Origin of the sequence: Peteryoungia wuzhouensis (genome assembly GCF_003205195.1) — a bacterium.
Classification (GTDB): Bacteria; Pseudomonadota; Alphaproteobacteria; order Rhizobiales; family Rhizobiaceae; genus Allorhizobium; species Allorhizobium wuzhouense.
This window is the reverse complement of the sequence record NZ_QJRY01000003.1, coordinates 417458-441243: the sequence shown is the minus strand read 5'-3', so window position 1 is coordinate 441243 and position 23786 is coordinate 417458. Positions and strand designations below refer to the sequence as shown.

Genomic DNA, 23786 nt, shown 5'->3' with positions numbered 1-23786 from the left:
GATGAGTTTCGCAAAAAACCGTATCATCACCATCGCCAATCAAAAAGGTGGGGTAGGCAAGACGACGACCGCCATCAATTTGGCGACGGCCTTGGCGGCGATTGGGGAGCGCGTCCTCATCGTTGATCTTGATCCTCAGGGCAATGCCAGCACGGGGCTGGGCATTGATCGCAGAGACCGGGTCCTTTCTTCTTATGATATTCTGATCGGAAGCCATTCTGTTTCCGAAGCCGTTCTCGACACGGCTGTTCCCAATCTATCGATTGTGCCTTCCACTATGGATCTTCTCGGCTTCGAGATGGAAATCTCACAGCAAGCGGACAGGGTCTTCCGTCTGCGCAAGGCGCTCAGCCTTGATGATGCGAAAGCCTATAGCTATGTGCTCCTCGACTGCCCGCCGTCTTTCAATCTTTTGACGATGAATGCCATGGCGGCTGCGCATTCGGTGCTCGTCCCATTGCAATGCGAGTTCTTCGCATTGGAAGGCTTGAGCCAGTTGCTCGAAACGATCAATCAGGTGCGCCAGACTGTGAATCCGACACTGGATATCCAGGGTATCGTGCTCACAATGTTCGACTCGCGCAACAATCTGGCGCAACAGGTGGTGAACGATGTTCGCGAACATCTGGGAGAGAAGGTGTATACCACGCTCATTCCGCGCAATGTTCGGGTTTCAGAAGCGCCTTCGTATGGGAAGCCGGCAATTCTTTACGATCTGAAGTGTGCGGGCAGTCAGGCTTATCTGCAGCTTGCATCTGAAGTGATCCAGCGTGAGCGGCTGCGAAAGGCCGCTTGAATCTAAAGGGTACGAGTAATGAGTGAAGACGTATCAAAGCGGCGCCTCGGGCGTGGCCTGGCAGCGCTTATCGGAGAGATGGATCAGCCCATCCCTGTCGGCGGTGAAACTCGTACCAGTGTTAGCCCTGATCGCACGTTGCCCATTGAGTTCGTTTCGCGGAGTCCCAAGAACCCGCGTCGCTACTTTGATGAAGCGGAGCTGCAGGATCTTGCGGGTTCCATCCGGCAGCATGGCATCGTCCAGCCTGTTGTGGTGCGTACAATTGCTGCTACCAACCGCTATGAGATCATTGCCGGTGAACGGCGCTGGCGAGCAGCACAGCTCGCTGGCCTGGTTGAGATTCCCGTCATCATCCGCGACGTTGACGACCGGACAGCGCTTGAGCTCGCGATCGTTGAAAATGTTCAACGCGCCGATCTTAATCCCCTTGAAGAGGCGCTGGGCTACGACCAGCTGATTGCGGAGCATGGATACACCCAGAACGATCTGGGCGAGATCATCGGAAAGAGCCGCAGTCATGTGGCCAACAGTTTGCGTCTGTTGAAGCTGCCCGAGCCTGTACGCGATATGCTGGCCGAGGGCAGCCTTTCGGCAGGGCATGCGCGTGCTTTGGTCTCGACGCCTGATCCGGTCAGCCTTGCCAAAGTCATTACAGCCAAAGGCATGTCCGTTCGTGATGCTGAAAAATTGGCTCAAAACCACATCAAGTCGCAGGGCGCGCCGCAGCATACGGAACCCCGTGAGCCTAAAGATTCAGACACGATCGCCCTTGAGCGCAGTCTGTCTGATCGACTGGGGCTTCAGGTGTCGATCAATCACAAGGGCGGCGGTGGCCAGCTGAAGATCAACTACACATCGCTGGAGCAGCTTGAAGACATCTGCCGCCTGCTTGAGGCGCGCTAAGCGCGCCTGTTGCGCCGGGCCGCCTGGAGTGTGGTTGCGAGAAGTGTCTGAACTGCAGCGTCTGCCTCAAGGGAGGCGCGTTGACGCCCGACCAGGATCGTCGATTGCAGCTTCGACGCTTCTTTTCCTAAATCGCTACTGTTCCAGGTCCGTAACGTTTTCTCGATTATTGGTTTGCGTCGAAAATGAATGCCGCGTCCGAGGGACTGCATCACCTGAGAGGGCTGCTGCTGCCGTTCGTCCATTTCCAAGCGCATTGTTTCCAACAGATGAAACTGCTTCATCGTTGATTGCAGTACCAGGAAGATCGCTGTTTTGGAGGCAATGACCTTCTGAACGGCATGGAGGAAGGCATCGACATCGCCGTTCAGAACGGCGTCAACGACCTCGTCCGTTGAGGTCGCACTGGCGTCTCCTACGATGTCCAGAACGTGCTGCTCATCGATCAGATCTTGATGCAGGCAATAGAGAACCAACTTACGAATCTCGTTGCGTGACGCTATACGATCGCCTCCGATCGAATTGAGCAACAACTCACGCGCAGCCGGCGTAATACGCAAGTTGGCGAACGCAAGCTCCTGGTCCACAAGCGCGTTCAACGCGCGAGAGTCATCCTGATAGCAGGCAATCGAGGCAATGGATCTGTTTGTCTCTCCAACTTTCCGAAGAGCTGCGCCCTTCTTCAAGTCACCTGCCTCTACGATAACGTAGCTGCCCTGCGGCGGATCAGCGCCCAGGAGCTGAAGTGCTTCCACCAGCGGCTTTTCATTGGCAGCTCCGCGGACCCAGATCAGTTTTTCTCCCCCAAAGAGACCAAAGGAGTTCACTTCATCAAGAAGACGACCGGGGTCACTCTGTATGTCGCCCACATCCAAGCGGATCAAAGCAAATCCATCGGATTGATCGACGCCGGTCAGCGCAGCTATGGCCGATGCCCGTTCGGCAACGAGGCCCTTGTCCGGTCCATACACGATGAAGACGCGGTAGTGCTTCGCTTGCTTCTGCAGAAAGCCGTCGACTTCGTGGGATTTGATCTCGACCATGGCCGCCGTTAGCGGCCCAAGGTCATCGTCAGATCCGCATAGATCACTTCAGCGAGTTCGCGAGCGGCCCTTGTCTCTGCATCGCGGACCGAACGAAGTTTGGCGAACTCCTGGCGCGGATAGTCGAACAGGGCAACGGCCTGTCGGCGCCCTGACTTCAGCACTGTGTCATCCGAGATCCGCGTAAGGGTGTAGGTGCCGATTGCAACCGCACGGCCTGCGTTGGCCGTGTCGGCCGCCCGGTCGAGTAGAACACCCTCAACAGAAGCGGTGACATCGAGGTCGACACGATACTGGGGCGTGGAAGACTCAGCGCCGCCTGTCGTGAGGAAAATCAGACGGTTCCGCGTCTCCAGGCCGACTCGGGAGTTCGCCGGCGAGTAGGCAATTGCCGCCAGGGAAGCTCGTGTATGACCGTCAGTGTCCTGATAAAGAGGACGAGCCTGACATCCAGCCAAAAGCATGGCTGCCATAACCAAAACCGTTCGACGAAGCATTTTTGATTTCCGAGATTCAGAGAACAATATTCACGATCCTTCCCGGAACGACGATGATCTTTTTCGGCGCTTGACCGTTCAATGCGTTACGCACCGCGTCGAGTGCCAACACGGCTTCGCTGACCGCAGTTTGATCCGCGTCTCGGTTGATTGTCAATTCCGCGCGCTTCTTGCCATTGATCTGCACAGGAAGCGTGACCTCGTTCTCTGCGACCAGTGCTTCATCATAGCTCGGCCATGGAGTCTGTGCCACAAGGCCTTTATTGCCCAGGACGGTCCAGCATTCTTCGGCGAGATGCGGCGTCATCGGTGCAATAAGGTGCACGAGAATCTCAGCAGCGTTACGAAGCGCTGCTTTCTGTGTCGTATCGGCCGTTCCGGAAGCAACCTGGGTCAAGGGAGATGCCAGCGTGTTGACCAGTTCGTAAATCCGGGCAATTGCCTTGTTGAAGGCAAGCTTGTCCAGATCTGCCTGAACTGCCTTCAAAGTCTTGTGGGCGGCCTGAGAGACCTCCAACGCTGGACCTTCCTTAGCCGGATTCGGCGAAACGTTCCGCAATTCCGAAGCGGCTTCGGAGATCAGCCGCCAAACCCGCTGAACAAAGCGATGAGCACCCTCGACGCCGGCCTCGGACCAGATCACATCGCGATCGGGCGGCGAATCGGAAAGGACGAAGAAGCGGGCCGTGTCGGCGCCATAGGATGAAATGATATCGTCGGGATCGACGACATTCTTTTTAGACTTCGACATTTTCTCGATCGAGCCGATGCGGGCCTCCTGACCGCTCGACAGGAGGTAAGCTCTCCGGGCTCCATCCGCCTCCTCGATGCGCAGATCGGCCGGAGCCACCCATTCGCGCGTCAGGCCATCGCCGATGCTGTAGGTTTCGTGCACGACCATGCCCTGGGTAAACAGACCCTTGAAGGGTTCCTTGATGTCGACGTGGCCAGTCTCGCGCATCGCACGCGTGAAGAAACGCGAGTAGAGCAGATGCAGGATCGCATGTTCGATGCCGCCGATATACTGGTCGACCGGCAGCCACTTGTTTGCAGCCGCGACATCCGTCGGATTGTCTTCCCAAGGCGCTGTAAAGCGGGCGTAGTACCAGCTGGAGTCGACAAATGTGTCCATCGTATCCGTCTCGCGACGGGCATCCTTGCCGCAGCATGGGCAGGCCACATGGCGCCAGGTCGGGTGGCGGTCGAGCGGGTTGCCCGGCTTGTCGAAGGTAACGTCATCGGGCAGACGAACGGGAAGATCCGCCTTCGGGACGGGCACGACACCACAATCCTCGCAGTGAATGACCGGGATCGGGCAGCCCCAATAACGCTGGCGTGAAATACCCCAGTCGCGCAGGCGGAAGTTCACCTTGCGCTCACCCTGGGGGGCGTTACCCAGGGTCTGGTTCGACAGACGGTTCGCGACTTTCTCGAAGGCTTCTGCGGTCGACAGGCCATCCAGGAAGCGAGAGTTGATCATCACGCCGTCGTCGGTGAAGGCGGTGTCTCCAACCGCGAAGGTGGCTGCGTCGTCGTCTTTCGGCATCACTACGGGAACGACGGGCAGATCATACTTGCGCGCAAAATCAAGGTCGCGCTGGTCGCCGGACGGGCAACCGAAGATCGCACCGGTGCCGTATTCCATGAGAACGAAATTGGCGACATAGACCGGAAGTTCCCAGCTGGGGTCCAGCGGATGCTTGACGCGGATGCCGGTGTCGATCCCCTTCTTCTCCGCGGTTTCCAGCGCGGCGAGGGAGGTGCCAGCATGCCGGCATTCCTGGCAGAAGGCATCGACGTCGGGATTGCTCGCCGAGACTTCGCGGGCCATGGGATGGTCGGCTGCGATCGCGAGGAAGGATGCACCGAACAGGGTGTCTGGACGGGTTGTGTAAACCGTGACTTCCTTCTCGGCACTGCCGGAGGCCACTTCCCAACGGACCAGCATGCCTTCGGAACGACCGATCCAGTTCTTCTGCATCAGCCGGACCTTTTCCGGCCACTGGTCGAGTTCATCGAGTGCGTCAAGCAGATCCTGGCTGAAGTCAGTGATCTTGAAGAACCACTGGGTCAGTTCGCGTTGCTCCACCAGCGCGCCAGAACGCCAGCCACGGCCATCGATGACCTGCTCGTTGGCGAGCACGGTCATATCTTCGGGATCCCAGTTGACCTTGGAATTCTTGCGGTAGACCAGTCCCTTTTCCATAAAGTCGAGAAAGAGGTGCTGCTGGCGATGGTAGTAGTCGACGTCGCAGGTTGCGAACTCGCGAGACCAATCGAGCGACAGACCCATGGATTTCAGCTGGCCGCGCATGGTGGCGATGTTTTCATAGGTCCAGGCCTTCGGATGAACCTTGTTCTTCATTGCAGCGTTTTCGGCGGGCATGCCGAAGGCATCCCAACCCATCGGATGGAGGACGTTATAGCCGCGCGCGCGCTTGTAGCGGGCCACGACATCACCCATCGCGTAATTGCGCACATGGCCCATGTGGATGCGTCCCGACGGATAGGGGAACATCTCAAGCACGTAATACTTCTCGCGCGGGTCCGCGTTGTCAGTCTCGAAGACCTTCTCCTCGGCCCATTTGGCTTGCCAACGGGGCTCGGCGTCGCGCGGGTTATAACGTTCGGTGGCCATGGTTTGCAGTTCCGGAAATAGCGTCAAAAAGGAGGGCTGACCTTCATCATGAAACCGGCCAAGCGTCAAGTTTTTGAGGTGCTTCCCTGATCCTCGATCGCAGTGTCTTGTCAGGCGGCACAGAGACCCTTAACCCATTATGCAGATGCCCGAGACACCTATTCGCGGGAATGATGACGAGGATTAGTCATGTCTGTTGAAGAGAGACTGGGCGAGGTTCGCTCAAAGATCGCCATAGCAGCTCGCGAAGCGGGTCGTGAGCCGGATTCGATTACGCTTGTTGCTGTCTCAAAGACCTTTGATGCGCCAGACATTCAGCCGGCGATCGATGCGGGACAAAGGGTCTTTGGTGAAAACCGGGTCCAGGAGGCGCAAGGCAAGTGGCCGTCGCTGAAGGCAAAAGCGCCAGATATCGAACTCCATCTCATTGGTCCGCTGCAGTCGAACAAGGCTGCAGACGCAGTTGCGCTGTTTGATGTCATCGAAAGTGTGGACCGCGAAAAGATTGCCCGTGCGCTGGCCGCTGAAATGGCGGTGCAACGGTGCGCGCTGCGCGTCTATGTCCAGGTCAACACCGGCATGGAGCCGCAAAAGGCAGGCATTGCGCCTGATGATGTGGCGAGCTTCGTGACACTGTGTCGCGCGGAACTGGGCCTGCAGGTAGAAGGGCTGATGTGTATTCCACCTGTCGAAGAGAATCCCGGCCCGCATTTCGCCCTGCTCGCAAAGCTGGCTGACGAAAACGGTGTGGCCAAGTTGTCGATGGGCATGTCTGGAGATTTCGAAACAGCCATCGGGTTCGGTGCCACCAGTGTTCGTGTCGGGTCTGCCATATTCGGCAGCCGCTGACCTGCAGGTTAGACCTTCGGCATAGCGCTTTGGTCTGGCTTCCCTCGCCGTGCCGGCAATCCTAATATTCCGATAAAGGCCGAACGGCCTGGGATACCTCGGGAGGGTTGCCATGCAAGACAGTTATCAGGACACCTATTCAGCCTGGGAAGCGGATCCGGACGCATTTTGGGCAGGTGCTGCGCAGGACATTCACTGGTTCACCCCGCCAACGACAACCTTCGACGGCAGCATTGGCGCCTATGGCCGGTGGTTCGTCGGGGGGGAGACGAATACCTGCTACAACTGTATTGACCGCCATGTTGTGGCGGGGCGGGGCGCCGAGACGGCAGTCATCTACGATAGTCCGATGACCGGCCAGACCGCACGTTACAGCTATGATGCGGTCTTGACCGAGGTCTCGGCGCTTGCTGGGGTCCTTCGCAACCATGGGGTCAGCAAGGGTGATCGAGTGATCATCTACATGCCGATGATTCCGGAAGCGGTTTTCGCCATGCTGGCCTGCGCCCGTATCGGCGCTGTGCATTCCGTCGTTTTTGGCGGTTTTGCCGCGCATGAACTTGCCACCCGGATCGATGATTCGGGTGCCAAGGTGGTGATTGGGGCGAGTTGTGGCCTGGAACCTGGCCGTATCGTTCCCTACAAGCCGCTTCTCGACCAGGCGATCGATATGGCGAAGGCCAAGCCGGACTATTGTCTGGTGTTGCAACGGGACCAATATCACGCGCCGCTGCGCTACGAGCATGGCGATGTTGATCTCGCCCAGGCGATCGAGCAGGAAAAACTGACGGGCACAAAAGTCGACTGCGTGCCGGTGGCGTCAACCGATCCGCTCTACATTCTCTACACATCGGGAACCACGGGACAGCCGAAGGGTGTCGTGCGCGACACGGGCGGTCATATGGTCGCGCTCAACTGGACCATGCGCAATATCTATGGCGTGAAACCGGGCGAGGTGTTTTGGGCTGCGTCCGACATCGGCTGGGTGGTCGGCCATTCCTATATCGTCTATGGTCCCCTGCTTGCCGGCAATGCGACGGTGATCTTCGAGGGAAAGCCTGTGGGGACGCCGGACGCGGGGACTTTCTGGCGCGTCGTCAATGATCATGACGTCAAGGTGCTGTTCACCGCGCCGACGGCTTTCCGAGCCATCCGGCGCGACGATCCTGATGGCGAACACATGACGCGCTACGATCTTTCAGGCCTGCGTGCGCTCTTCCTGGCCGGCGAGCGTGCTGATCCGGAGACACTGAAATGGGCGGAAGCCAAGCTCAAGATCCCGGTCATCGACCATTGGTGGCAGACGGAAACCGGATGGGCGATCGCAGCCAATCCCGCCGGCCTCGGTCTGCTTCCCGTCAAACACGGCTCACCTGCGAAGCCGATGCCGGGTTATGCGCTCGATGTTCTGGATGACGCCGGCCATCCAGTGCCCCATGGAACGCTGGGGAACATCGTTGCCAAACTTCCCCTCCCCCCCGGCTGCCTCGTCTCCTTCTGGAACGCCGAGGATCGTTTTCGGTCATCGTGTCTTGAGGAGTTTCCCGGTTACTACAAAACAGCGGACGCGGGGATCATTGACGAGGATGGCTATGTGTTTGTCATGGCGCGCACGGACGATATCATCAATTGCGCGGGACACCGTCTTTCGACCGGTGGCATGGAGGAAGTCTGTGCCATGCATCCTGATGTCGCCGAATGTGCCGTGATTGGCATTGCCGACGAGTTGAAGGGCCAGATCCCCTGCGGCTTCCTGGTGTTGAAGAAGAACGTCCACCGCGACCATGCCGTCATTGCGAAGGAAGTTGTTCAGCTCGTACGCGATGAGATCGGTCCTGTTGCCGCTTTCAAGATGGTGCTGATGGTCGATCGGCTGCCGAAAACTCGATCCGGTAAGATCCTACGGGGAACCATGCAGAAAATCGCTGATGGTTTGCCTTGGAAGATGCCGGCGACGATTGATGATCCCGCCATTCTCGACGAAATCACAGCGGTTCTGCAAGCGCATGGGCAAGTGCCGTCGGCCGGCAAGGTTGCCGTCGGCTGACGGCGTTCTTTTTGCAGGTGAGCTTTGCCCAAAAGAAAACCCCGGTCACCAGATGGTGCCGGGGTCCTGATGTCGCGCTCGTTTGAAAGCTTAGTACTGGTCGTCTTCGTCGTCGTTGCGACGGTCGGACTTGAGCGACTGCAGCTTGGCGAAAACGGCGTTGGCGTCGATTTCCTTTTCCTTCTCTTCCTCGCGGCCATAGCCGAAGGGGAGATTTTCGGTTTCGCTGGTCGATTGAAGCGTGGCGCCGAGTTCGGCAGCGGTCGGAAGCGGACGACCCTTTGATGCCTTTTCCACTTCCAGGTCGAGGTCGATCTGGCTGCAAAGGCCGAGGGTGACGGGGTCCATCGGCGCCAGGTTGGTCGAGTTCCAGTGCGTGCGCTCGCGGATCTGTTCGATCGTCGACTTGGTCGTGCCGACGAGGCGCGAAATCTGGGCGTCCTTCAGTTCCGGATGGTTGCGCACCAGCCAGAGAATGGCGTTGGGACGATCCTGGCGCTTGGAGACCGGGGTGTAGCGGGGGCCGCGGCGCTTGGAGTCGGGAACCCGGACCTTCGGCTCGGAGAGCTTCAGTTTGTGGTTCGGGTCCTTCTCGGCCTTGACGATCTCGTCGCGCGACAGCTGGCCGGTGGCGATCGGATCGAGACCCTTGATGCCCTGCGCTGCTTCGCCGTCCGCGATCGCCTTGACTTCGAGCGGGTGCAGTTTGCAGAACTGCGCAATCTGGTCGAATGACAGCGCGGTGTTGTCGACGAGCCAAACGGCGGTCGCCTTCGGCATGAGCAGTGTCTGGGCCATGGATACAATCCTTCTGAACGTCCGCGCCGGTTGTCGCGGGCCGTGGGTTTAAACCACTATTTCCGGGAATTCGGCGTCCTTATAGCGATAATGTAACGAAATTGCAATTCTCCAAGACACGAATGACCTTTGTCTAATTGCTGGCTGAATTTCTCCTGATATGAATAGCCGCGATAGGCCGGGGAGGACGGTCCTGGTCATTTGGAGTGGCCCGTCAACATGGGAGGAATTCATGTCAGCCAAAACCTATCCGGTGCTGAAATCGGCGAAGGCGCAAGCACTGATCGATGAGGACAAGTACCTGAAGTGGTACGAGGAAAGCATCGAGAACCCGGAAAAGTTCTGGGGCAAGCACGGCAAGCGCATCGATTGGTTCAAGCCCTATACCAAGGTGAAAAACACCTCGTTCAAGGGAAAGGTGCCGATCAAGTGGTTCGAAGACGGCCTGACGAACGTCTCCTACAACTGCATCGACCGTCACCTGAAGACGCATGGCGAACGTGTGGCGATCATCTGGGAAGGTGACAACCCGTATATCGACAAGAAGATCACCTATAACGAGCTTTACGAGCATGTTTGCCGGATGGCGAATGTCTTGAAGAAGCACGGTGTGAAGAAGGGCGATCGCGTTACCATCTACATGCCGATGATCCCGGAAGCTGCCTATGCCATGCTCGCTTGCGCGCGCATCGGGGCCGTTCATTCAGTGGTTTTCGGCGGCTTCTCGCCTGAAGCTCTGGCCGGCCGTATCGTCGACTGTGAATCCACCTTCGTGATCACATGTGACGAGGGCGTGCGTGGTGGCAAGCCGGTACCTCTTAAGGAAAATACCGATATCGCCATCGACATCGCTGCGAAGCAGTATGTCATCGTCAATAAGGTTCTCGTCGTGCGCCGCACCGGCGGCAAGATCGGCTGGGCTCCTGGCCGCGACATCTGGCATCACCAGGAGATGCATACGGTCAAGGCCGAATGCCCGCCGGTCAAGATGAAGGCGGAGGACCCGCTGTTCATCCTTTACACGTCCGGCTCTACGGGCAAGCCAAAGGGCGTAATGCATACGACCGGCGGTTATCTCGTTTATGCCTCGATGACGCACGAATATGTCTTCGACTACCACGACGGGGACATCTACTGGTGCACCGCCGATGTGGGCTGGGTGACAGGCCATTCCTACATCGTCTACGGCCCACTCTCGAACTGCGCCACCACGCTGATGTTCGAAGGCATTCCCACCTTCCCCGACCAGGGCCGGTTCTGGGAGGTCATCGAGAAGCACAAGGTGAATATCTTCTACACGGCGCCGACGGCGATCCGTTCGCTGATGGGTGCCGGTGACGATTTCGTGAAGCGTTCCGACCGCTCATCGCTCCGTCTGCTCGGCTCTGTCGGTGAGCCGATCAATCCGGAAGCCTGGGAGTGGTATTACAACGTCGTCGGCGAACAGAAGTCGCCCGTGGTTGATACCTGGTGGCAGACAGAAACCGGCGGGATCATGATCACCCCCCTGCCCGGCGCGACTCCGCTGAAACCCGGCTCTGCGACCCGTCCCTTCTTCGGCGTCAAACCTGAACTGGTCGATAACGAAGGCAAGGTGCTGGAAGGTGCGACCGACGGCAATCTCTGCATCACGGACAGCTGGCCGGGCCAGGCACGCTCGGTGTATGGGGATCATGAGCGCTTCGTTCAGACCTACTTTTCGACCTACAAGGGCAAGTACTTCACTGGTGACGGCTGCCGGCGGGATGAGGATGGGTACTATTGGATCACGGGGCGCGTTGATGATGTGCTGAACGTATCCGGGCACAGACTTGGCACCGCCGAGGTCGAATCAGCCTTGGTTTCGCACCATCTGGTCTCGGAAGCTGCAGTTGTGGGCTACCCGCACAGCATCAAGGGCCAAGGCATCTATTGCTATGTGACATTGATGTCTGGTCATGAGGGCAACGAGGCTCTGCGGGCCGACTTGGTCAAGCATGTGCGGTCCGAGATCGGGCCGATCGCAAGCCCGGACAAGATCCAGTTTGCGCCGGGACTTCCGAAGACCCGATCTGGCAAGATCATGCGACGCATTCTGCGAAAGATTGCCGAGGATGATTTTGGAGCTCTCGGCGATACGTCGACGCTTGCTGATCCGGCTGTCGTCGATGACCTGATTGCGAACCGACAGAACCGCAGCGCCTGATTGGCGATGACATGATCCGGCGTTTTATGGACGCCGGATTTTATTAGCATCTGCGCACTAAAAAGCCCGAAGGTTGATTGCAACCTTCGGGCTTTTGAATTCATGCGTTGATCGATCGGCATAAACGATTGAGAATGTCGTCGCCGAGTTGCCTTACTCGGCCGAATCTGCGGATTCAGCGTTCAGAAGGCCGTATTTCTGTTCACCAATTTTTCCGAGAAGATCCAATTGGGTCTCCAGGAAGTCGATGTGGCCCTCTTCGTCCATGAGCAGCGTTTCAAAAAGCTTCATCGAAACATAATCGCCTGCAGCGTGACAGATGTCGCGCGAGGCCTTGTAGGCGGTGCGGGCGTCATATTCGCCTGCAAGATCGGCTTCCAGCACTTCCTTGACGTTCTGGCCGATGCGCAACGGCGCGACTGTCTGCAGATTGGGGTGACCCTCGAGGAAGATAATGCGGTCGATGATCTTGTCGGCGTGCTGCATTTCCTCGATCGATTCGGCGCGCTCTTTCTTGGCGAGCTTCGTATAGCCCCAATCGTTGAGCAGGCGGTAGTGCAGCCAGTACTGATTGACAGCGCCGAGTTCGAGAAACAGCGCTTCGTTGAGCTGCTCAATGACCTTTGGATCACCCTTCATCTTTATCGTCCTTTACGTGATTGGAATTGGGGAACACTAGCGTCGGCAGCCCAATCTGTCGAGACCTCTTTTAGAAGGATTCTAATTTTGGCGACGGCGCCGCAGATCGCTTCGCAGAATGGTGACGGACAGGATGCCAGGTTTCAGCTTCTGCGATTCACAACAGGGCAATCACTCATGAAACGCCAATGTGACTAATATAGGAAAAGATAGCGGGGAGTGAACTCAGCCCGCGCGGCGGGCCGCAAGCATGGTCTGGCGACGCTCCGCGAGAGCTGCCTTCTGCTCTTCATGGAATTGCTTCAGGCGCTCCATGAAATTGACGACCTTGATTTCCTCGGTCTTGCGCGCAGCGTGATATTCAGCGGTGGTCTTGATGATCAGGTCGACGACATTTGGGAAACAGCCGCAGCAGCGGCCACGTTTACCCATGGCGTGATAGACCTTGCCTGGAACGATCAACTGCCAACAGTCTTCATCCAGCAGTTCATTGATGACTGCCTTGATGTCCTTGTCGGTTATGTAATTGCAGCTGCAGACCAGCATGGGATCGGAGACCGTCAAACATGACACTTACTCTCTCCTTTCTGGTAAACCTAATGCTCTTTGTCAAGAAAATTCGCGGACACGCCAGTGACCCCTGCGTCAATGGAAATTTCTGCCCTTGGGCAGGAGATCGGCCATAGCGCTTCGCCGTGGATGGCCGGGAGGTGGTGCTGCAACTGCCATAGGCTGCTTCTCCCGCTCGCTCTGGCGCTGATCGACGCCCGGCTTTCTGACCTCGTCAGCATGCGCCAAAGTATCAAATCCGGCCAAATCCTTTTGCAACAGGCCGAGACGTTGCGTGGCATCGACCAGATGATCGGCCACAATGTGAATCACACCATGAGCCTTTTGCAGGCGACCGCGAAGCGAAACGAGGCGGGCGCCCATCACGACAGGCCGGTAACGCTCGAAGATCTTCGGCCAGACGATGACATTGGCCGTGCCCGTTTCATCTTCCAAGGTCATGAAGATCACCCCTTTCGCCGAGCCGGGCCGTTGGCGCACCAGGACAAGGCCGGCCACGGTGACTTTGGCGCCGTGGGGCAGGGTTTCCAGATCCGAAGCCGATTTCAACCCGGCTCTCCGCATGTCGGGACGCAGGAAGGAGATGGGATGAGCCTTCAGCGAGAAGGTCAGCGTCCGGTAGTCGCTTAGAACCTCCTCGCCCGGCAGCATGCGTGGCAAAGTGACCTCGGCCTCCAGCTGTAGATTTTCGAGTGGTCCTGTCTCGAAAAGCGGCAGGACTTCGATGGCCGCTTCTGCATCGAGTGCCTGGGCTGCCCAGAGCGCGTCACGGCGGGACAGACCGAGCGAGGAAAAGGCGTCGGCATCGGCGAGCTTTTCGATTGTGCTCCGGGGAAGGCGGGTGCGAAGCCAGAGATCACGGACAGAGTCGTATCCCCTGCCCCTGCAGGCAATGAGATGGTCCATATCCGCTTGCGACAGGCCCTTGATCTGGCGAAAGCCGAGACGAACGGCCTTCTTGGTTTTGATGACAGTCACCATCGAACGATGACGTGGAGCCATCCGGTTCGGATCAAAAGCAGCGTCTTCCTCGGAACCGGCTTCAAGGCTGCAGTCCCAGGTCGAATGATTGATATCCACGGGTCTCATGTCGACACCATGTTCACGAGCGTCTCGCACCAACTGGGCGGGCGCGTAAAAACCCATGGGTTGGGAATTCAGGATAGCGGCGCAGAAAACGTCAGGGTAATAGGCCTTGAACCAGCAGGAGACATAAACCAGTAAGGCAAAGGAGGCGGCATGGCTTTCGGGAAAGCCGTATTCGCCGAAACCTTCGATCTGGCTGAAACAGCGGGCGGCAAATTCTGGGTCGTATTTGCGTTCGACCATGCCTTCGATCATGCGCTTCTGAAAACTCGAGACCTGACCGGTGCGGCGGAAAGTTGCCATTGCGCGGCGAAGCTGGTCTGCTTCTGCAGGCGTGAAACCCGCTGCCGTAATGGCAATCTGCATTGCCTGCTCCTGAAAGAGAGGCACACCCAGCGTGCGCTTCAGAACGCCGCGTAGTTCCGGGCTCGGATAATCTATCTTCCGGCCAGCAAGTTCGTCCTCCCGGCGCTTAAGATAGGGATGAACCATGTTGCCCTGGATCGGGCCAGGTCGGACAATGGCGACTTCGATGACGAGGTCGTAGAACTTTCGGGGTTTGAGCCTTGGCAGCATACTCATTTGCGCCCGGCTCTCGATTTGGAAGACGCCGAGCGTGTCGGCTCGGCAGATCATGTCATAAACCTCGGGACACTGCTGCCCGTTGACCGAGGCGAGGTTCTCGTGGCGATCATAATGTTCTGCCAGAAGCGTAAACGCCTTGGCGAGGCAGGTGAGCATGCCGAGTGCCAGCACGTCGATCTTGAGGATCTTCAGCGTGTCCAGATCATCCTTGTCCCACTCCACCATGTAACGACCATCGGCCGTATTCATGATCGGAACGACCTCGTCCAGCCGGTCGCGGGTGATGACGAAGCCGCCAACATGCTGGGATAGGTGGCGTGGAAAGCCCTGGAGAGCTTGAGCATAAGCCAGCACCCGCCGCGCGGTCGGATCCTTCAGGTCGAGCCCGGCAGCATTGGCCTGATCTTCGGTAAAATCGCTGGTCCACCAGCCCCAGATCGAACCGGCCAGTGCTGACTGGACATCCTCTGACAAGCCGAAAGCCTTGGCCACTTCACGGCCAGCCGAGCGAGCCCGATAGCTGATAACGGCAGCGGTGAGTGCCGCATGTTCTCGTCCATAAGTTTCATAAATGAATTTGATCACCTCTTCCCGCTTCTCGTGTTCGAAGTCCACGTCGATATCGGGCGGTTCGTCACGTTCGGTGGAAATGAAACGGTCAAACAGAAGCGTGGTGTTTTCCGGGTTGACCTCGGTGATGCCGAGGCAGAAGCAGACCGCAGAATTGGCCGCCGATCCCCGACCCTGGCAGAGGATGCCGACGCTGCGCGCATGGCACACGATGCGGTAGACGGTAAGGAAATAGGGTTCGTAACGCTTTTCCGCGATGAGCTTCAGCTCGTAATCGAGTAGACCCTGAACTTTTTTCGGAATGGTCCCGGAATAGCGGTTTCTCGCGCCTTCATAGGTCAGCCGGCGTAAGGCCAGTGCAGGCGATTCGCCACCGAAACTCTCATCGGGATATTGATGGGCGAGTTCATCGAGTGAAAAACAAAGCCGGCTAAAGAACTTTGCATTGTTGACGATCGCCTCCGGATATTCCTTCAGCAATCGTGCCATTTCGCGACCGCTCTTTAGATGGCGTTCTGCATGAGCGTGGAGCCGGAAGCCTGCCTCTGTCACTGCGACATGCTCACGGATGGCGACCAGCACATCGGCAAGCGGTTTGCGCTCCGGTGCGTGATAAATGGCGTCATTGGTGGCGATGAGTGGCAGGCGCAAGTTTTGGGCGATCAACTCCAGTTCGGCAAACGTCTTGCGGTCGAGACCATCATGACGTGGGGTGAGTGCCACATAGAGTTTTTCCTTCAAGGCCGGCAGAAGACGCTGAAGGCGGAGCTCAAAAGCACTGGCATGAGTGACCTCCGGCAAGGGGGGCGGCATGGCGACAAAAAGGAGATTTCCAGACCATTGCATGAGGTCTGCCTCGTAGAGCGTGCACACACCTTTCTGCGAGCGCAGGTTTCCAGCGCTCAAAAGTCGACAGAGGTTGCCCCAGCCTTTCCGCTCGATGGGATAAGCAAGCAGTTCCGGCGTGTCGTCGGCGAAGACGAGACGTGCCCCGGGTCGAAAGGCAAGACCCTTCTGTTTGGCCGAGGCATGCAGGCGAACGACACCGGCGACCGTATTCACATCGGCAAGACCGATGCCGCCAAGACCGAGGTCAAGGGCCTGTAAGACGAGTTCCTCGGCGTGGGATGCCCCATCGAGGAAGGAGAAATTGCTCTTCAGACCGATCTCGTAAAAACAGGGGCCGGGTGCCGCAAAAGAGGATGTCACGAGAACATCCCCTGAAGAAACCATGTAGGCCGGATCGTTGTCTCTCGTTCGTAGAGTCCCTTTCGGTACAGCCAGTATCGTTGACCTATGGTGTCTTCGATGCGGAAATAGTCACGTGGGGCGGCATCCTGGCCATCGGCCCACCATTCGGGCGTCAGCCGCTCTGGACCTTCGGCGCGGGCGATGCGACGCTGCACCCGTCTCCAGCGAAAGCTGGCGGGTGGGCCATCCGGAACGGCGGACATCACCTCTACCTCTTCGGGACGCGCGAGAAGACGCAGCGGTCGTAAACCGCGGACGGGCGGTTTCATGCTTTGTTCGATGGCGTGTCGGCGGCCCAGTGTCTTCAATCCGTCGGTGAGCGGGGCATGGTTCGCTGCGCGATCCGGCCAATGACTGGCGAGTGACACCGGCAGTCGAAGCGCCCTCTCCCCAAGGCGCGCAAACACCTGATCAAGGAAACGGGCGAGATGTTCACCCTCCTCTTCCTCTTCGACCAGGCCTGCCTGGTGGATTTCAAAGGGTTCACTCAACAGCACATTGAGACGCAGCAGCTCGAAACCGAAGCCTGCCTCCAGCTCGTCATTGAGGACGGAGAGGCGATCCTTGAACAGCGCCTTTATACGATGAGGATCGCGCAAAGGAGCGGAGGTGCCGACTTCGATGCGAAAGACGCGGCCGTCGACGCGAAAGATCAGCAATTCGAACAGGCGCCCGCCTTCATTGCGGGCTTCCAGCGAAACTTTCAGGCCTGCAGCCAGGCGCCCTGCAAGGTCCAGGATATGATCTTCGGCGACGATCGGTTCTGCCAACCGCCGTTCTGCCGAGAGCAGTGCCGGCATTCGGCGGGGTGAGATGGGCTCTCCCTCCCGACCCAAAACCTGATCCAGCCGCAGCAGGGGCGCACGACCAAAGCGACGGGTGATGGGCGCGCGGGCAGCTCCAATGAGATCGCCGACGGTTTTCAGACCGACTCTTGCCAGATCCATGATGGTTTGCGGCTCAAGACGAAGGGCTGCCATCGGCAATGGGTTCAACAGGGCTGAGGCTTCTGGTCCGGCAATCACACGCGGCCCTGCGAACCGACTGGAGGCCCGCGCAAGACCCGGCGTCGGGGCGACTGACAGCTGCACGGCAAGGCCAAAAGCAGACAGCCGCCCGGCAAGGTCATCGACGAGACAGGTTTCACCGCCGAACAGATGGGCGCAGCCGGTGATATCGAGTGCTAGACCGTCGTCGCCATCCAGTGCCACCAGCGGTGTGTAGCGATCACACCAATCGGCGATCGCCTCAAGAAAGGCTCGATCCGCTGCCGGATCGGCTTCGACCACATCCAGACTGGCACAGATGGCCCGGGCCTCTGCCAAACCCTGGCCGACGCGCAGGCCAAAACTCTCAGCCATCTCATCCAGCGCTGTCAACCGCATGGTATTGGCAGCACGGGCGGCACAGACGAGCGGCGTCCTTTCAGGATGCCCGGTTGAGCATGGGGCCGAACGCCACGACAGACCCCAGCGCCTGCGTGCGATGCGATCGGTCGCGAGCCGTGGAAAGTAGAGGGAGAGGATCCGGCGATCCGATGCCGGATGTTCCGGTATCAGCGAGGGGGTGAAGGCGGCGGTCATCAGGGTTCCACTCCAGGATGAGCTCGGTCTGTCCCGGAAATCGGGACTTCTCGGCAAGGATACGAAAAGCAGGAAACCCGATGCTGCCGCCCAGCAGGGTTCCGTTGGCGAGAATACGCGCCGCCGCCGGCGCGGTTTGGACAGACAAACGAAGCGAGGCGCTGGAGGCCTCTTCTTCTCCTGCCTGCCGCAGCACAAACAACCTGCCACCCGTGCCCCGCGCCTTGAGGCTAAGGCGCCGGCTCTCGGTCAGGCCGAATTTCTTTGGATTGCCGTGCACCTCGAGCACGACGCTGGAAAAGGCGCGGGAAACCAGTGCGGCTTCCGCCAGCCAAAGCGCGTCTTCGATGCGGCGTGGCAGTGCGTGAACCAGTTCTGCGGGATCCAACCCGAAATCCACGAGGCCTGGGGCATAGACCAGACCCGCCTCTCGTACGACATCCGGATCAGCGATGAAAAGCAGGCGTTTAGAGCCACCCTTTGCCGCCTTATCGCCACCCATGATTGCCAGTGCCAGCGCAAACCCGGTGGTGGTACCGGCCTGCTGAAGTCGTTCACCGCGCAGCTCCACCATCAGACCGGACATCAGCAGTTCCACCATCAGATCGTCGAACCGGAGCGTCGAGGGGAATAAGTCAAAACCCTCACGCCCTGCCCTGCCCTGCGTTCCGGCTTGCCCCTCCTTGTCAAGTCCTGCTGCCAGACGAGCGGCATGGTCCGGCTTTCCCTCAATGCGGGCAATTGTTTGCCGCAGGGCAAAAAGCTCTCCATGCGCCTGAGGGCCAAGGCCCATGACGATCTCTCCTATCCCGGATGTTCTCTATATGTTCTTAGAGATTCCAGAGCTGGACAAAAGAGTCAACCGGATTCGAATAAGAATTTATTCCTCTTCGGGATTTGCTCTCGAAATGATCGGGCAAAACGCCTATATCTTCAACCAGTAAGGAGTAATCATGGCCCGTATTGACCAGAGCGAGGATTGGCGCGAACGCCATGCCCCGACGATCAGCACGTTCGAGTCGCTGGCGATCGAGGCCTATGGCCATCTGCCGCAGGAATTCCGCGACCTGACCAAGGATCTCATCATCGAGATCACTGATTTTCCGACGGATGAAGTGTTTGAGGACATGGCGCTGGAAACGCCTTTCGACCTACTCGGCCTGTTCGAGGGGCGGGGCATATCCGAACGCTTCACCATGGAAACTGGGATGATGCCGAACCGTATCACGCTGTATCGTCGGCCCATCCTCGATTATTGGGCCGAAAACGAGGAGGCGCTGGGGGATATCATCACCCATGTCCTGATCCACGAGATCGGCCATCACTTCGGCCTCTCCGATGACGACATGGAGCGGATCGAGGAAAGCGCAGAAGAAGCCGCAGCGACGGATCGCTAAGCCTCTCCGCTCACGCCCTCACCCCTCACGGCTGACTTGCAAGCAGCGTCCTTAACGCGGGACGTGATCCGCAAGAAACGGGTGGGCGAAGCCCGCAGCCGGCGCCTATCACCGATCTCCCAACCAAGGAGATCATCATCATGAACAGTCTTAACGGCAAGGTTGCCATCATCACCGGCGCATCCTCGGGTATTGGTCTCGCGACGGCGCGCCTCTTTGCAGAATGCGGTGCCGCTGTTGTCCTGAACGCTCGGGGTGTGGGGGCCCTTGACGATGTCGCTTCGCAAATCCGGCGGTCCGGCGGCCGTGCCGTGACCGTTCCGGGAGACGTGGCCCAAACCGAGACGCATACGAAAATGGTGGAGGCAGCGCTTGGCCATTTCGGCCGCCTCGACATCGCGATCAACAATGCCGGCACTGTTGGAAAGATCGCTTCCCTCGCCGAACTTGATACGGAAACGTGGCACGACGTGATCAATGTCAACCTGACCTCTGCCTTTCTGGCTGCTCGCACGCAGATCCCGGCCATGCTGCAGACGGGCGGCGGTGCCCTTGTCTTCCTCTCCAGCTTCGTGGGTACGAGCGTTGGCCTCCCGGGAATGGCGGCCTATGGTGCTGCCAAGGCCGGATTGATGGGACTTGTGAAGGGGATCACGGCGGATTACGGGGCCGAGGGCATCCGGGCCAATGCGCTGCTTCCGGGCGGAACCGATACGTCCATGGCCGGAGACCAAGCGCAGAAGGACTGGGCAGCCTCGCTTCATGCGCTCAAACGGATCGCGCAACCGGAAGAGATCGCCGCGGCCGCACTTTTCCTCGCCGGACCGATGGGAAGTTTCGTTGCCGGCTCGGCGCTCTACGCGGATGGCGGCAATGCTGCGGTGAAGTAGTCATGCTGCTGCGTTTCCGCCCCATGGGCTGGTCTCAGTCGACATGCCGGAAACTGGACCGGTAGGCTGCGGGACTCGTCGAAAGGCGGCTGCGGAAATGATGGCGCAATGTCGCCGGTGTGCCGAAGCCTGAGGCAAGGGCAACGTCATCGACAGAGATTGTAGCCTGCCGCTCCAAAAGATCGCAGGCTCGGCGCAGCCGGCGGATAAGGAGATATTCGCCGGGACTGCTGCCGGTAAGGTCGCGGAAACGGCGTTGAAATGTTCGCGCACTCATTCCGGCGCGGGCAGCCATTTGCGCAAGGCTCACTTCCTGATGCAAGTTCGCGTCGATCCAATCGATCAGCGGACCAAGTCGCTGCCCCTCATGTTCTCTGGGCACGGGTGTCACGATGAATTGTGCCTGCCCGCCTTCACGATGCGGCGGTACGACCAGGCGTCTCGCAACGCTGTTGGCCGCGTCAGCGCCAAAATCGCGCCGCACGACATGCAGACACAGGTCAATGCCGGCGGCACTTCCTGCAGCGGTCAGGACGTCGCCCTCGTCGATATAAAGGACATCAGCATCAACGTGGATCTCGGGGTAAAGCGTTGCGATCGCTTCGGCATAACGCCAGTGTGTCGTGGCCCGGCGACCATTGAGCAGGCCAGTGGCAGCCAGCACCGCGGCACCGGAACACAGCGACATCAGACGGGCACCCCTCGCATGGGCGGTGCGTAAGGCGTCAAGTAACGGGACTGGAACGGGTTCGTCGATTCCGCGCCAACCCGGCACGACGATCAGGTCCGCCTCCTCCAGCATACCCAATCCACCTGTCGTTGTGGCGGTCAGGCCGCCTGCGGCGCGTAGGGGGCCCGGCTCGATTGCAGCCGTCGCATGGCGATACCAGTTTGTGCCCATCTCCGGACGGGCCAATCCGAAGACTTCTACGGCAACACCGAATTCGAAAGTGCACAGTCCGTCATAGGCGAGGGTTACAACGCGCGGGCCGGTGAGCGGAGAGCACGACAGGGGAGGCGTCTGTGGCGGGATTGGCGTGATCTTTGTGCATGTTGTCATTCTCGCCAGTTTCGCGGAAAGCCTCGAAAAGGCAAGATCCGATCGTGTCCATCCGAAAGGAGCTTTTATGTTCAGCATTGTCAGTGAAGTGCCCGCCGCCGAATCTGCTCTTGTCGCAGCCCATTATGCCGCTCGGCTTTCCTTCGAGACGGATTGTTGGGACGTGAATCATGCATTGACCACGGGAAAATCCGACTTCGTGCTGCTTGATGTGCGTGGGCCGAAGCTGTTCGAGGTTGCGCATGTGCCGGGTGCCATCAATCTGCCGCATGGCAAGATGACCGAACGAAAGATGGCGGAATGGCCCGAAGATACGCTCTTCGTCGTCTATTGCGCCGGGCCTCATTGCAACGGTACTGATCGAGCGGCGCTCAGACTCGCGCGGCTCGGTCGCAAGGTCAAGGTGATGATCGGCGGCATGACCGGCTGGGCGGATGAGGGTTTTGCCGTGGAAACCGGTGTCAGTGCCGCTGCCTGATGATGTGTGAGGCCAAAGGGCGGCTGGGAGGAGCCGCCCTTTTCTGGGCTATCGGGATCAGCGTTCCCGGTGCAAGACCATGCCGGCATGGTAGAGAATACCGTCGCGAAAATCGCCGTCAGCGGTAAAGCCCGTATCGTCCCAGTATTCGATATGGGAGCCGGTAACCTCGTAACGGCCGAGATAGGCGCGCTCACGATTGCCGCGGGCCTCGACATAGCGGTTGTCGGGCAGAAGTTCATGGCGGATATGCCGGTCCTCCGTCACCCACAGGCCGACATACGGATGGGTGGCCCGGGCTTCATCCGTCATGGCGCAAGCTCTCCCTTTCCCAGCACATCGGCAATGGTTTCGGGTTCGACGACCCAGGCATAGTTCAGCTCCTGGCGGATCTTCCAGGCGCCGTCTGTGCAGGTCCAGCCGAGCTGCGAACGGCCATCAAAGGCGAGCACTTCGCCATTCAGCCGCTCCAGACGACCGACAAAGCCGAGCGTGGTGGAGGCAACCTTGCCGTCGAGCAGCTGGTCATGGCCTGAGGTCAGCCCGTGACGGACGGAGCGGGCGGCATTTTGCAGATCTTCCCAATTGGCGCCGTAGCGGGCGGAATCGGTGAAGAGCTGCGTCTTGCCGGGGGCGAAGTTGTCGTAGAACACGCCCTTCGTCTGCTTCAGATCGTAATAGCGCTGCATCTTCGTGCCGAAGACAAAGGCAGGGTCGCCTTCGCGCCGTTCCCAGCCTTCCATGATCCAGTCGCGATGCAGTTCCAGCGGGCTTTCCGCGCCCGATGTGGCGCAAGCGGCGCCAGCGGCTGCTGCGGGTGTGAGAAAAATGGGGAAGGTGGCGAGGACAAGCGCGCCTGTTAGAATCGACCTAGTGTTGGTGGTCATTGGGAAATCCTCTCGTCTTGTGGGTCCGTGCGGATCGCGTCGCCGATGCAAGGGACCCTAGACGGATGGCGCTGTCGTCGGTATCCAGCTGACGATGACCAGATTGGTGAGTATAGCTTTACAATGATGCTGGATTTGAACCTGCTGCCGCTGTTTCTCGCCGTTGCCGAAGAGCAGAGCTTTGCTGCGGCCGCCCGCCGCCTCGGTGTCACCCGTTCCGCTGTCAGCCAGGGTGTTCAGCGGCTCGAAAATGCTTGCGGCATTGCGCTTGTCGTGCGCACCACGCGGAGCGTCAGGCTGACCGAAGCAGGGACAAAACTGCTGGCGATGCTCAGCCGTCCGATGGCGGACATCGGGGCGGCGCTGGAGGATCTCGGCGGCGATACGAGACCCGCTGGACATTTGAAGATTGCCGTCACCTCTATTGCGGACGCCTTTCTCTCCGGGCCGCTGCTCGGCAGCTTTGCCGAGGCGCATCCCGATATCACCATTGATGTGACGGTCACCGACGAGACCTGGGACATTGTCTCGCGCGGCTTCGATGCCGGCGTACGGCTGGGCGAGGTGATCGAAAGGGACATGGTCGCGATCCCGCTGACGGGCGAGCAATGCGAGGCAGTGGTTGCCTCACCCGCCTATCTTGCCAGTTACGGCGTGCCGCAACATCCGACGGAACTTGCCGGGCACCGCTGTATCGCCTGGCGACCGGCACCGGACGAGGTGCCGGCACCCTGGGAGTTCGAGGAGGCCGGACGCAGCTTCGAGGTGGCGATTAAGCCGCAGATCACCACCAACGATCTTCGATTGATGCTGCGCATGGCGGTCGCCGGCGCGGGGCTCACCTATGCCGTCCGCGAGACCTTCGAGCCCTTCATCGCAAGCGGAGATCTCGTGCCTGTGCTGGAAGCCTACCTGAAGCCCTACCCGGGCTTTTATCTCTACTTCCCTAACCGTCGGAACATGGCGCCAAAGCTTCGGGCTTTGGTCGATCATGTGCAGCGCTATCGGCGTGGCCAGAGTTGGGGTTGAAG

General features: G+C 58.9%; 21 protein-coding genes. 9 read left to right on the top strand and 12 right to left on the bottom strand.

What is annotated here, in order from left to right; all coding sequences use genetic code 11:
- Position 1 precedes the first annotated feature (1 nt).
- Together DMY87_RS11260 and DMY87_RS11255 are read left to right on the top strand one after the other, a co-directional pair.
- Entirely contained in the window at positions 2-796 is a 795-nt protein-coding gene (locus DMY87_RS11260) for a ParA family protein (RefSeq protein ID WP_110791380.1), read from the top strand.
- 18 nt (positions 797-814) lie between these two features.
- The gene (locus tag DMY87_RS11255) at positions 815-1702 is read left to right on the top strand and encodes a ParB/RepB/Spo0J family partition protein (protein ID WP_110791379.1); all 888 of its coding nucleotides are present in this window, start codon (positions 815-817) and stop codon (positions 1700-1702) included.
- Here DMY87_RS11255 and holA read toward each other — a convergent pair.
- The 3 genes from holA to leuS are packed head-to-tail and all read right to left on the bottom strand — an operon-like array spanning position 1699 to position 5880.
- A complete protein-coding gene (holA, locus tag DMY87_RS11250) occupies positions 1699-2745 on the bottom strand; it encodes a DNA polymerase III subunit delta (RefSeq protein WP_110791378.1) in 1047 nt (348 codons plus the stop codon). The two genes, DMY87_RS11255 and holA, sit on opposite strands and share 4 nt — an antisense overlap.
- An 8-nt stretch (positions 2746-2753) precedes the next feature.
- A complete protein-coding gene (locus DMY87_RS11245; protein WP_165826205.1) occupies positions 2754-3242 on the bottom strand; it encodes a hypothetical protein in 489 nt (162 codons plus the stop codon).
- Positions 3243-3258: 16 nt separating this feature from the next.
- On the bottom strand, positions 3259-5880 hold the full coding sequence (gene leuS, locus DMY87_RS11240) for a leucine--tRNA ligase (RefSeq protein WP_110791476.1): 2622 nt from the start codon (positions 5878-5880) through the stop codon (positions 3259-3261).
- 189 nt (positions 5881-6069) lie between these two features.
- On the opposite strand from leuS, the gene DMY87_RS11235 reads away from it, so the two are divergent.
- Entirely contained in the window at positions 6070-6729 is a 660-nt protein-coding gene (locus tag DMY87_RS11235; RefSeq protein ID WP_110791376.1) for a YggS family pyridoxal phosphate-dependent enzyme, read from the top strand.
- A 112-nt stretch (positions 6730-6841) separates the two neighbouring features.
- Entirely contained in the window at positions 6842-8776 is a 1935-nt protein-coding gene (locus DMY87_RS11230) for a propionyl-CoA synthetase (RefSeq protein WP_110791375.1), read from the top strand.
- A gap of 90 nt (positions 8777-8866) precedes the next feature.
- Here DMY87_RS11230 and DMY87_RS11225 read toward each other — a convergent pair whose 3' ends face one another.
- Entirely contained in the window at positions 8867-9574 is a 708-nt protein-coding gene (locus tag DMY87_RS11225) for a DUF1013 domain-containing protein (RefSeq protein WP_110791374.1), read from the bottom strand.
- 232 nt (positions 9575-9806) lie between these two features.
- On the opposite strand from DMY87_RS11225, the gene acs reads away from it, so the two are divergent.
- A complete protein-coding gene (acs, locus tag DMY87_RS11220) occupies positions 9807-11759 on the top strand; it encodes an acetate--CoA ligase (RefSeq protein ID WP_110791373.1) in 1953 nt (650 codons plus the stop codon).
- Positions 11760-11912: 153 nt separating this feature from the next.
- On the opposite strand, the gene bfr is transcribed toward acs, so the two are convergent.
- From bfr to DMY87_RS24385, 5 genes are all read right to left on the bottom strand, one after another.
- The gene (bfr, locus tag DMY87_RS11215; protein WP_110791372.1) at positions 11913-12398 is read right to left on the bottom strand and encodes a bacterioferritin; all 486 of its coding nucleotides are present in this window, start codon (positions 12396-12398) and stop codon (positions 11913-11915) included.
- A 225-nt stretch (positions 12399-12623) separates the two neighbouring features.
- Positions 12624-12944, bottom strand: coding sequence for a (2Fe-2S)-binding protein (locus DMY87_RS11210; protein ID WP_110791371.1), 321 nt, complete (start codon positions 12942-12944; stop codon positions 12624-12626).
- A gap of 99 nt (positions 12945-13043) precedes the next feature.
- Complete coding sequence (locus DMY87_RS11205) at positions 13044-16418, bottom strand: error-prone DNA polymerase (protein ID WP_425353492.1); 3375 nt, start codon at positions 16416-16418, stop codon at positions 13044-13046.
- Entirely contained in the window at positions 16415-17845 is a 1431-nt protein-coding gene (locus DMY87_RS11200) for a Y-family DNA polymerase (RefSeq protein ID WP_245408892.1), read from the bottom strand. Before DMY87_RS11200 ends, DMY87_RS11205 begins: the two co-directional genes overlap by 4 nt.
- A 40-nt stretch (positions 17846-17885) precedes the next feature.
- Positions 17886-18644, bottom strand: coding sequence for a hypothetical protein (locus DMY87_RS24385; protein WP_245408891.1), 759 nt, complete (start codon positions 18642-18644; stop codon positions 17886-17888).
- 352 nt (positions 18645-18996) lie between these two features.
- On the opposite strand from DMY87_RS24385, the gene DMY87_RS11195 reads away from it, so the two are divergent.
- Both DMY87_RS11195 and DMY87_RS11190 read left to right on the top strand, forming a co-directional pair.
- Positions 18997-19440, top strand: coding sequence for a metallopeptidase family protein (locus DMY87_RS11195; protein ID WP_062281683.1), 444 nt, complete (start codon positions 18997-18999; stop codon positions 19438-19440).
- Between the two features lie 140 nt (positions 19441-19580).
- On the top strand, positions 19581-20330 hold the full coding sequence (locus DMY87_RS11190) for an SDR family oxidoreductase (RefSeq protein WP_110791368.1): 750 nt from the start codon (positions 19581-19583) through the stop codon (positions 20328-20330).
- A 34-nt stretch (positions 20331-20364) separates the two neighbouring features.
- Here the strand turns inward: DMY87_RS11190 and ftrA are convergent, their stop codons facing one another.
- Positions 20365-21390 (bottom strand): transcriptional regulator FtrA, encoded by a 1026-nt coding sequence (gene ftrA / locus DMY87_RS11185; protein WP_110791367.1) that lies wholly within the window; start codon positions 21388-21390, stop codon positions 20365-20367.
- Between the two features lie 67 nt (positions 21391-21457).
- Between ftrA and DMY87_RS11180 the strand changes: the two genes are divergently transcribed.
- Positions 21458-21868, top strand: a complete 411-nt coding sequence (locus DMY87_RS11180; protein ID WP_110791366.1) for a rhodanese-like domain-containing protein — start codon at positions 21458-21460, stop codon at positions 21866-21868.
- A gap of 57 nt (positions 21869-21925) precedes the next feature.
- Here DMY87_RS11180 and DMY87_RS11175 read toward each other — a convergent pair whose 3' ends face one another.
- Both DMY87_RS11175 and DMY87_RS11170 read right to left on the bottom strand, forming a co-directional pair.
- Entirely contained in the window at positions 21926-22180 is a 255-nt protein-coding gene (locus DMY87_RS11175) for an Atu4866 domain-containing protein (RefSeq protein ID WP_110791365.1), read from the bottom strand.
- Positions 22177-22755 carry a hypothetical protein gene (locus DMY87_RS11170; protein WP_245408890.1) on the bottom strand — a complete coding sequence of 193 codons (579 nt, stop codon included), beginning with the start codon at positions 22753-22755 and terminating at the stop codon, positions 22177-22179. Before DMY87_RS11170 ends, DMY87_RS11175 begins: the two co-directional genes overlap by 4 nt.
- A 123-nt stretch (positions 22756-22878) precedes the next feature.
- Here DMY87_RS11170 and DMY87_RS11165 point away from each other — a divergent pair, with 123 nt between their 5' ends.
- Complete coding sequence (locus DMY87_RS11165) at positions 22879-23784, top strand: LysR family transcriptional regulator (protein WP_110791364.1); 906 nt, start codon at positions 22879-22881, stop codon at positions 23782-23784.
- The last annotated feature ends 2 nt before the right edge of the window (positions 23785-23786 follow it).

What these genes read in the sequence shown, in the direction of transcription:
- DMY87_RS11260 (WP_110791380.1), top strand. Translation starts at nt 2, where the DNA reads ATGAGTTTCGCAAAAAACCGTATCATCACCATCGCCAATCAAAAAGGT.
- DMY87_RS11255 (WP_110791379.1), top strand. Translation starts at nt 815, where the DNA reads ATGAGTGAAGACGTATCAAAGCGGCGCCTCGGGCGTGGCCTGGCAGCG.
- holA (WP_110791378.1), bottom strand. Translation starts at nt 2,745, where the DNA reads ATGGTCGAGATCAAATCCCACGAAGTCGACGGCTTTCTGCAGAAGCAA.
- DMY87_RS11245 (WP_165826205.1), bottom strand. Translation starts at nt 3,242, where the DNA reads ATGCTTCGTCGAACGGTTTTGGTTATGGCAGCCATGCTTTTGGCTGGA.
- leuS (WP_110791476.1), bottom strand. Translation starts at nt 5,880, where the DNA reads ATGGCCACCGAACGTTATAACCCGCGCGACGCCGAGCCCCGTTGGCAA.
- DMY87_RS11235 (WP_110791376.1), top strand. Translation starts at nt 6,070, where the DNA reads ATGTCTGTTGAAGAGAGACTGGGCGAGGTTCGCTCAAAGATCGCCATA.
- DMY87_RS11230 (WP_110791375.1), top strand. Translation starts at nt 6,842, where the DNA reads ATGCAAGACAGTTATCAGGACACCTATTCAGCCTGGGAAGCGGATCCG.
- DMY87_RS11225 (WP_110791374.1), bottom strand. Translation starts at nt 9,574, where the DNA reads ATGGCCCAGACACTGCTCATGCCGAAGGCGACCGCCGTTTGGCTCGTC.
- acs (WP_110791373.1), top strand. Translation starts at nt 9,807, where the DNA reads ATGTCAGCCAAAACCTATCCGGTGCTGAAATCGGCGAAGGCGCAAGCA.
- bfr (WP_110791372.1), bottom strand. Translation starts at nt 12,398, where the DNA reads ATGAAGGGTGATCCAAAGGTCATTGAGCAGCTCAACGAAGCGCTGTTT.
- DMY87_RS11210 (WP_110791371.1), bottom strand. Translation starts at nt 12,944, where the DNA reads ATGCTGGTCTGCAGCTGCAATTACATAACCGACAAGGACATCAAGGCA.
- DMY87_RS11200 (WP_245408892.1), bottom strand. Translation starts at nt 17,845, where the DNA reads ATGCGGTTGACAGCGCTGGATGAGATGGCTGAGAGTTTTGGCCTGCGC.
- DMY87_RS24385 (WP_245408891.1), bottom strand. Translation starts at nt 18,644, where the DNA reads ATGGTGGAACTGCTGATGTCCGGTCTGATGGTGGAGCTGCGCGGTGAA.
- DMY87_RS11195 (WP_062281683.1), top strand. Translation starts at nt 18,997, where the DNA reads ATGGCCCGTATTGACCAGAGCGAGGATTGGCGCGAACGCCATGCCCCG.
- DMY87_RS11190 (WP_110791368.1), top strand. Translation starts at nt 19,581, where the DNA reads ATGAACAGTCTTAACGGCAAGGTTGCCATCATCACCGGCGCATCCTCG.
- ftrA (WP_110791367.1), bottom strand. Translation starts at nt 21,390, where the DNA reads ATGACAACATGCACAAAGATCACGCCAATCCCGCCACAGACGCCTCCC.
- DMY87_RS11180 (WP_110791366.1), top strand. Translation starts at nt 21,458, where the DNA reads ATGTTCAGCATTGTCAGTGAAGTGCCCGCCGCCGAATCTGCTCTTGTC.
- DMY87_RS11175 (WP_110791365.1), bottom strand. Translation starts at nt 22,180, where the DNA reads ATGACGGATGAAGCCCGGGCCACCCATCCGTATGTCGGCCTGTGGGTG.
- DMY87_RS11170 (WP_245408890.1), bottom strand. Translation starts at nt 22,755, where the DNA reads ATGACCACCAACACTAGGTCGATTCTAACAGGCGCGCTTGTCCTCGCC.
- DMY87_RS11165 (WP_110791364.1), top strand. Translation starts at nt 22,879, where the DNA reads ATGATGCTGGATTTGAACCTGCTGCCGCTGTTTCTCGCCGTTGCCGAA.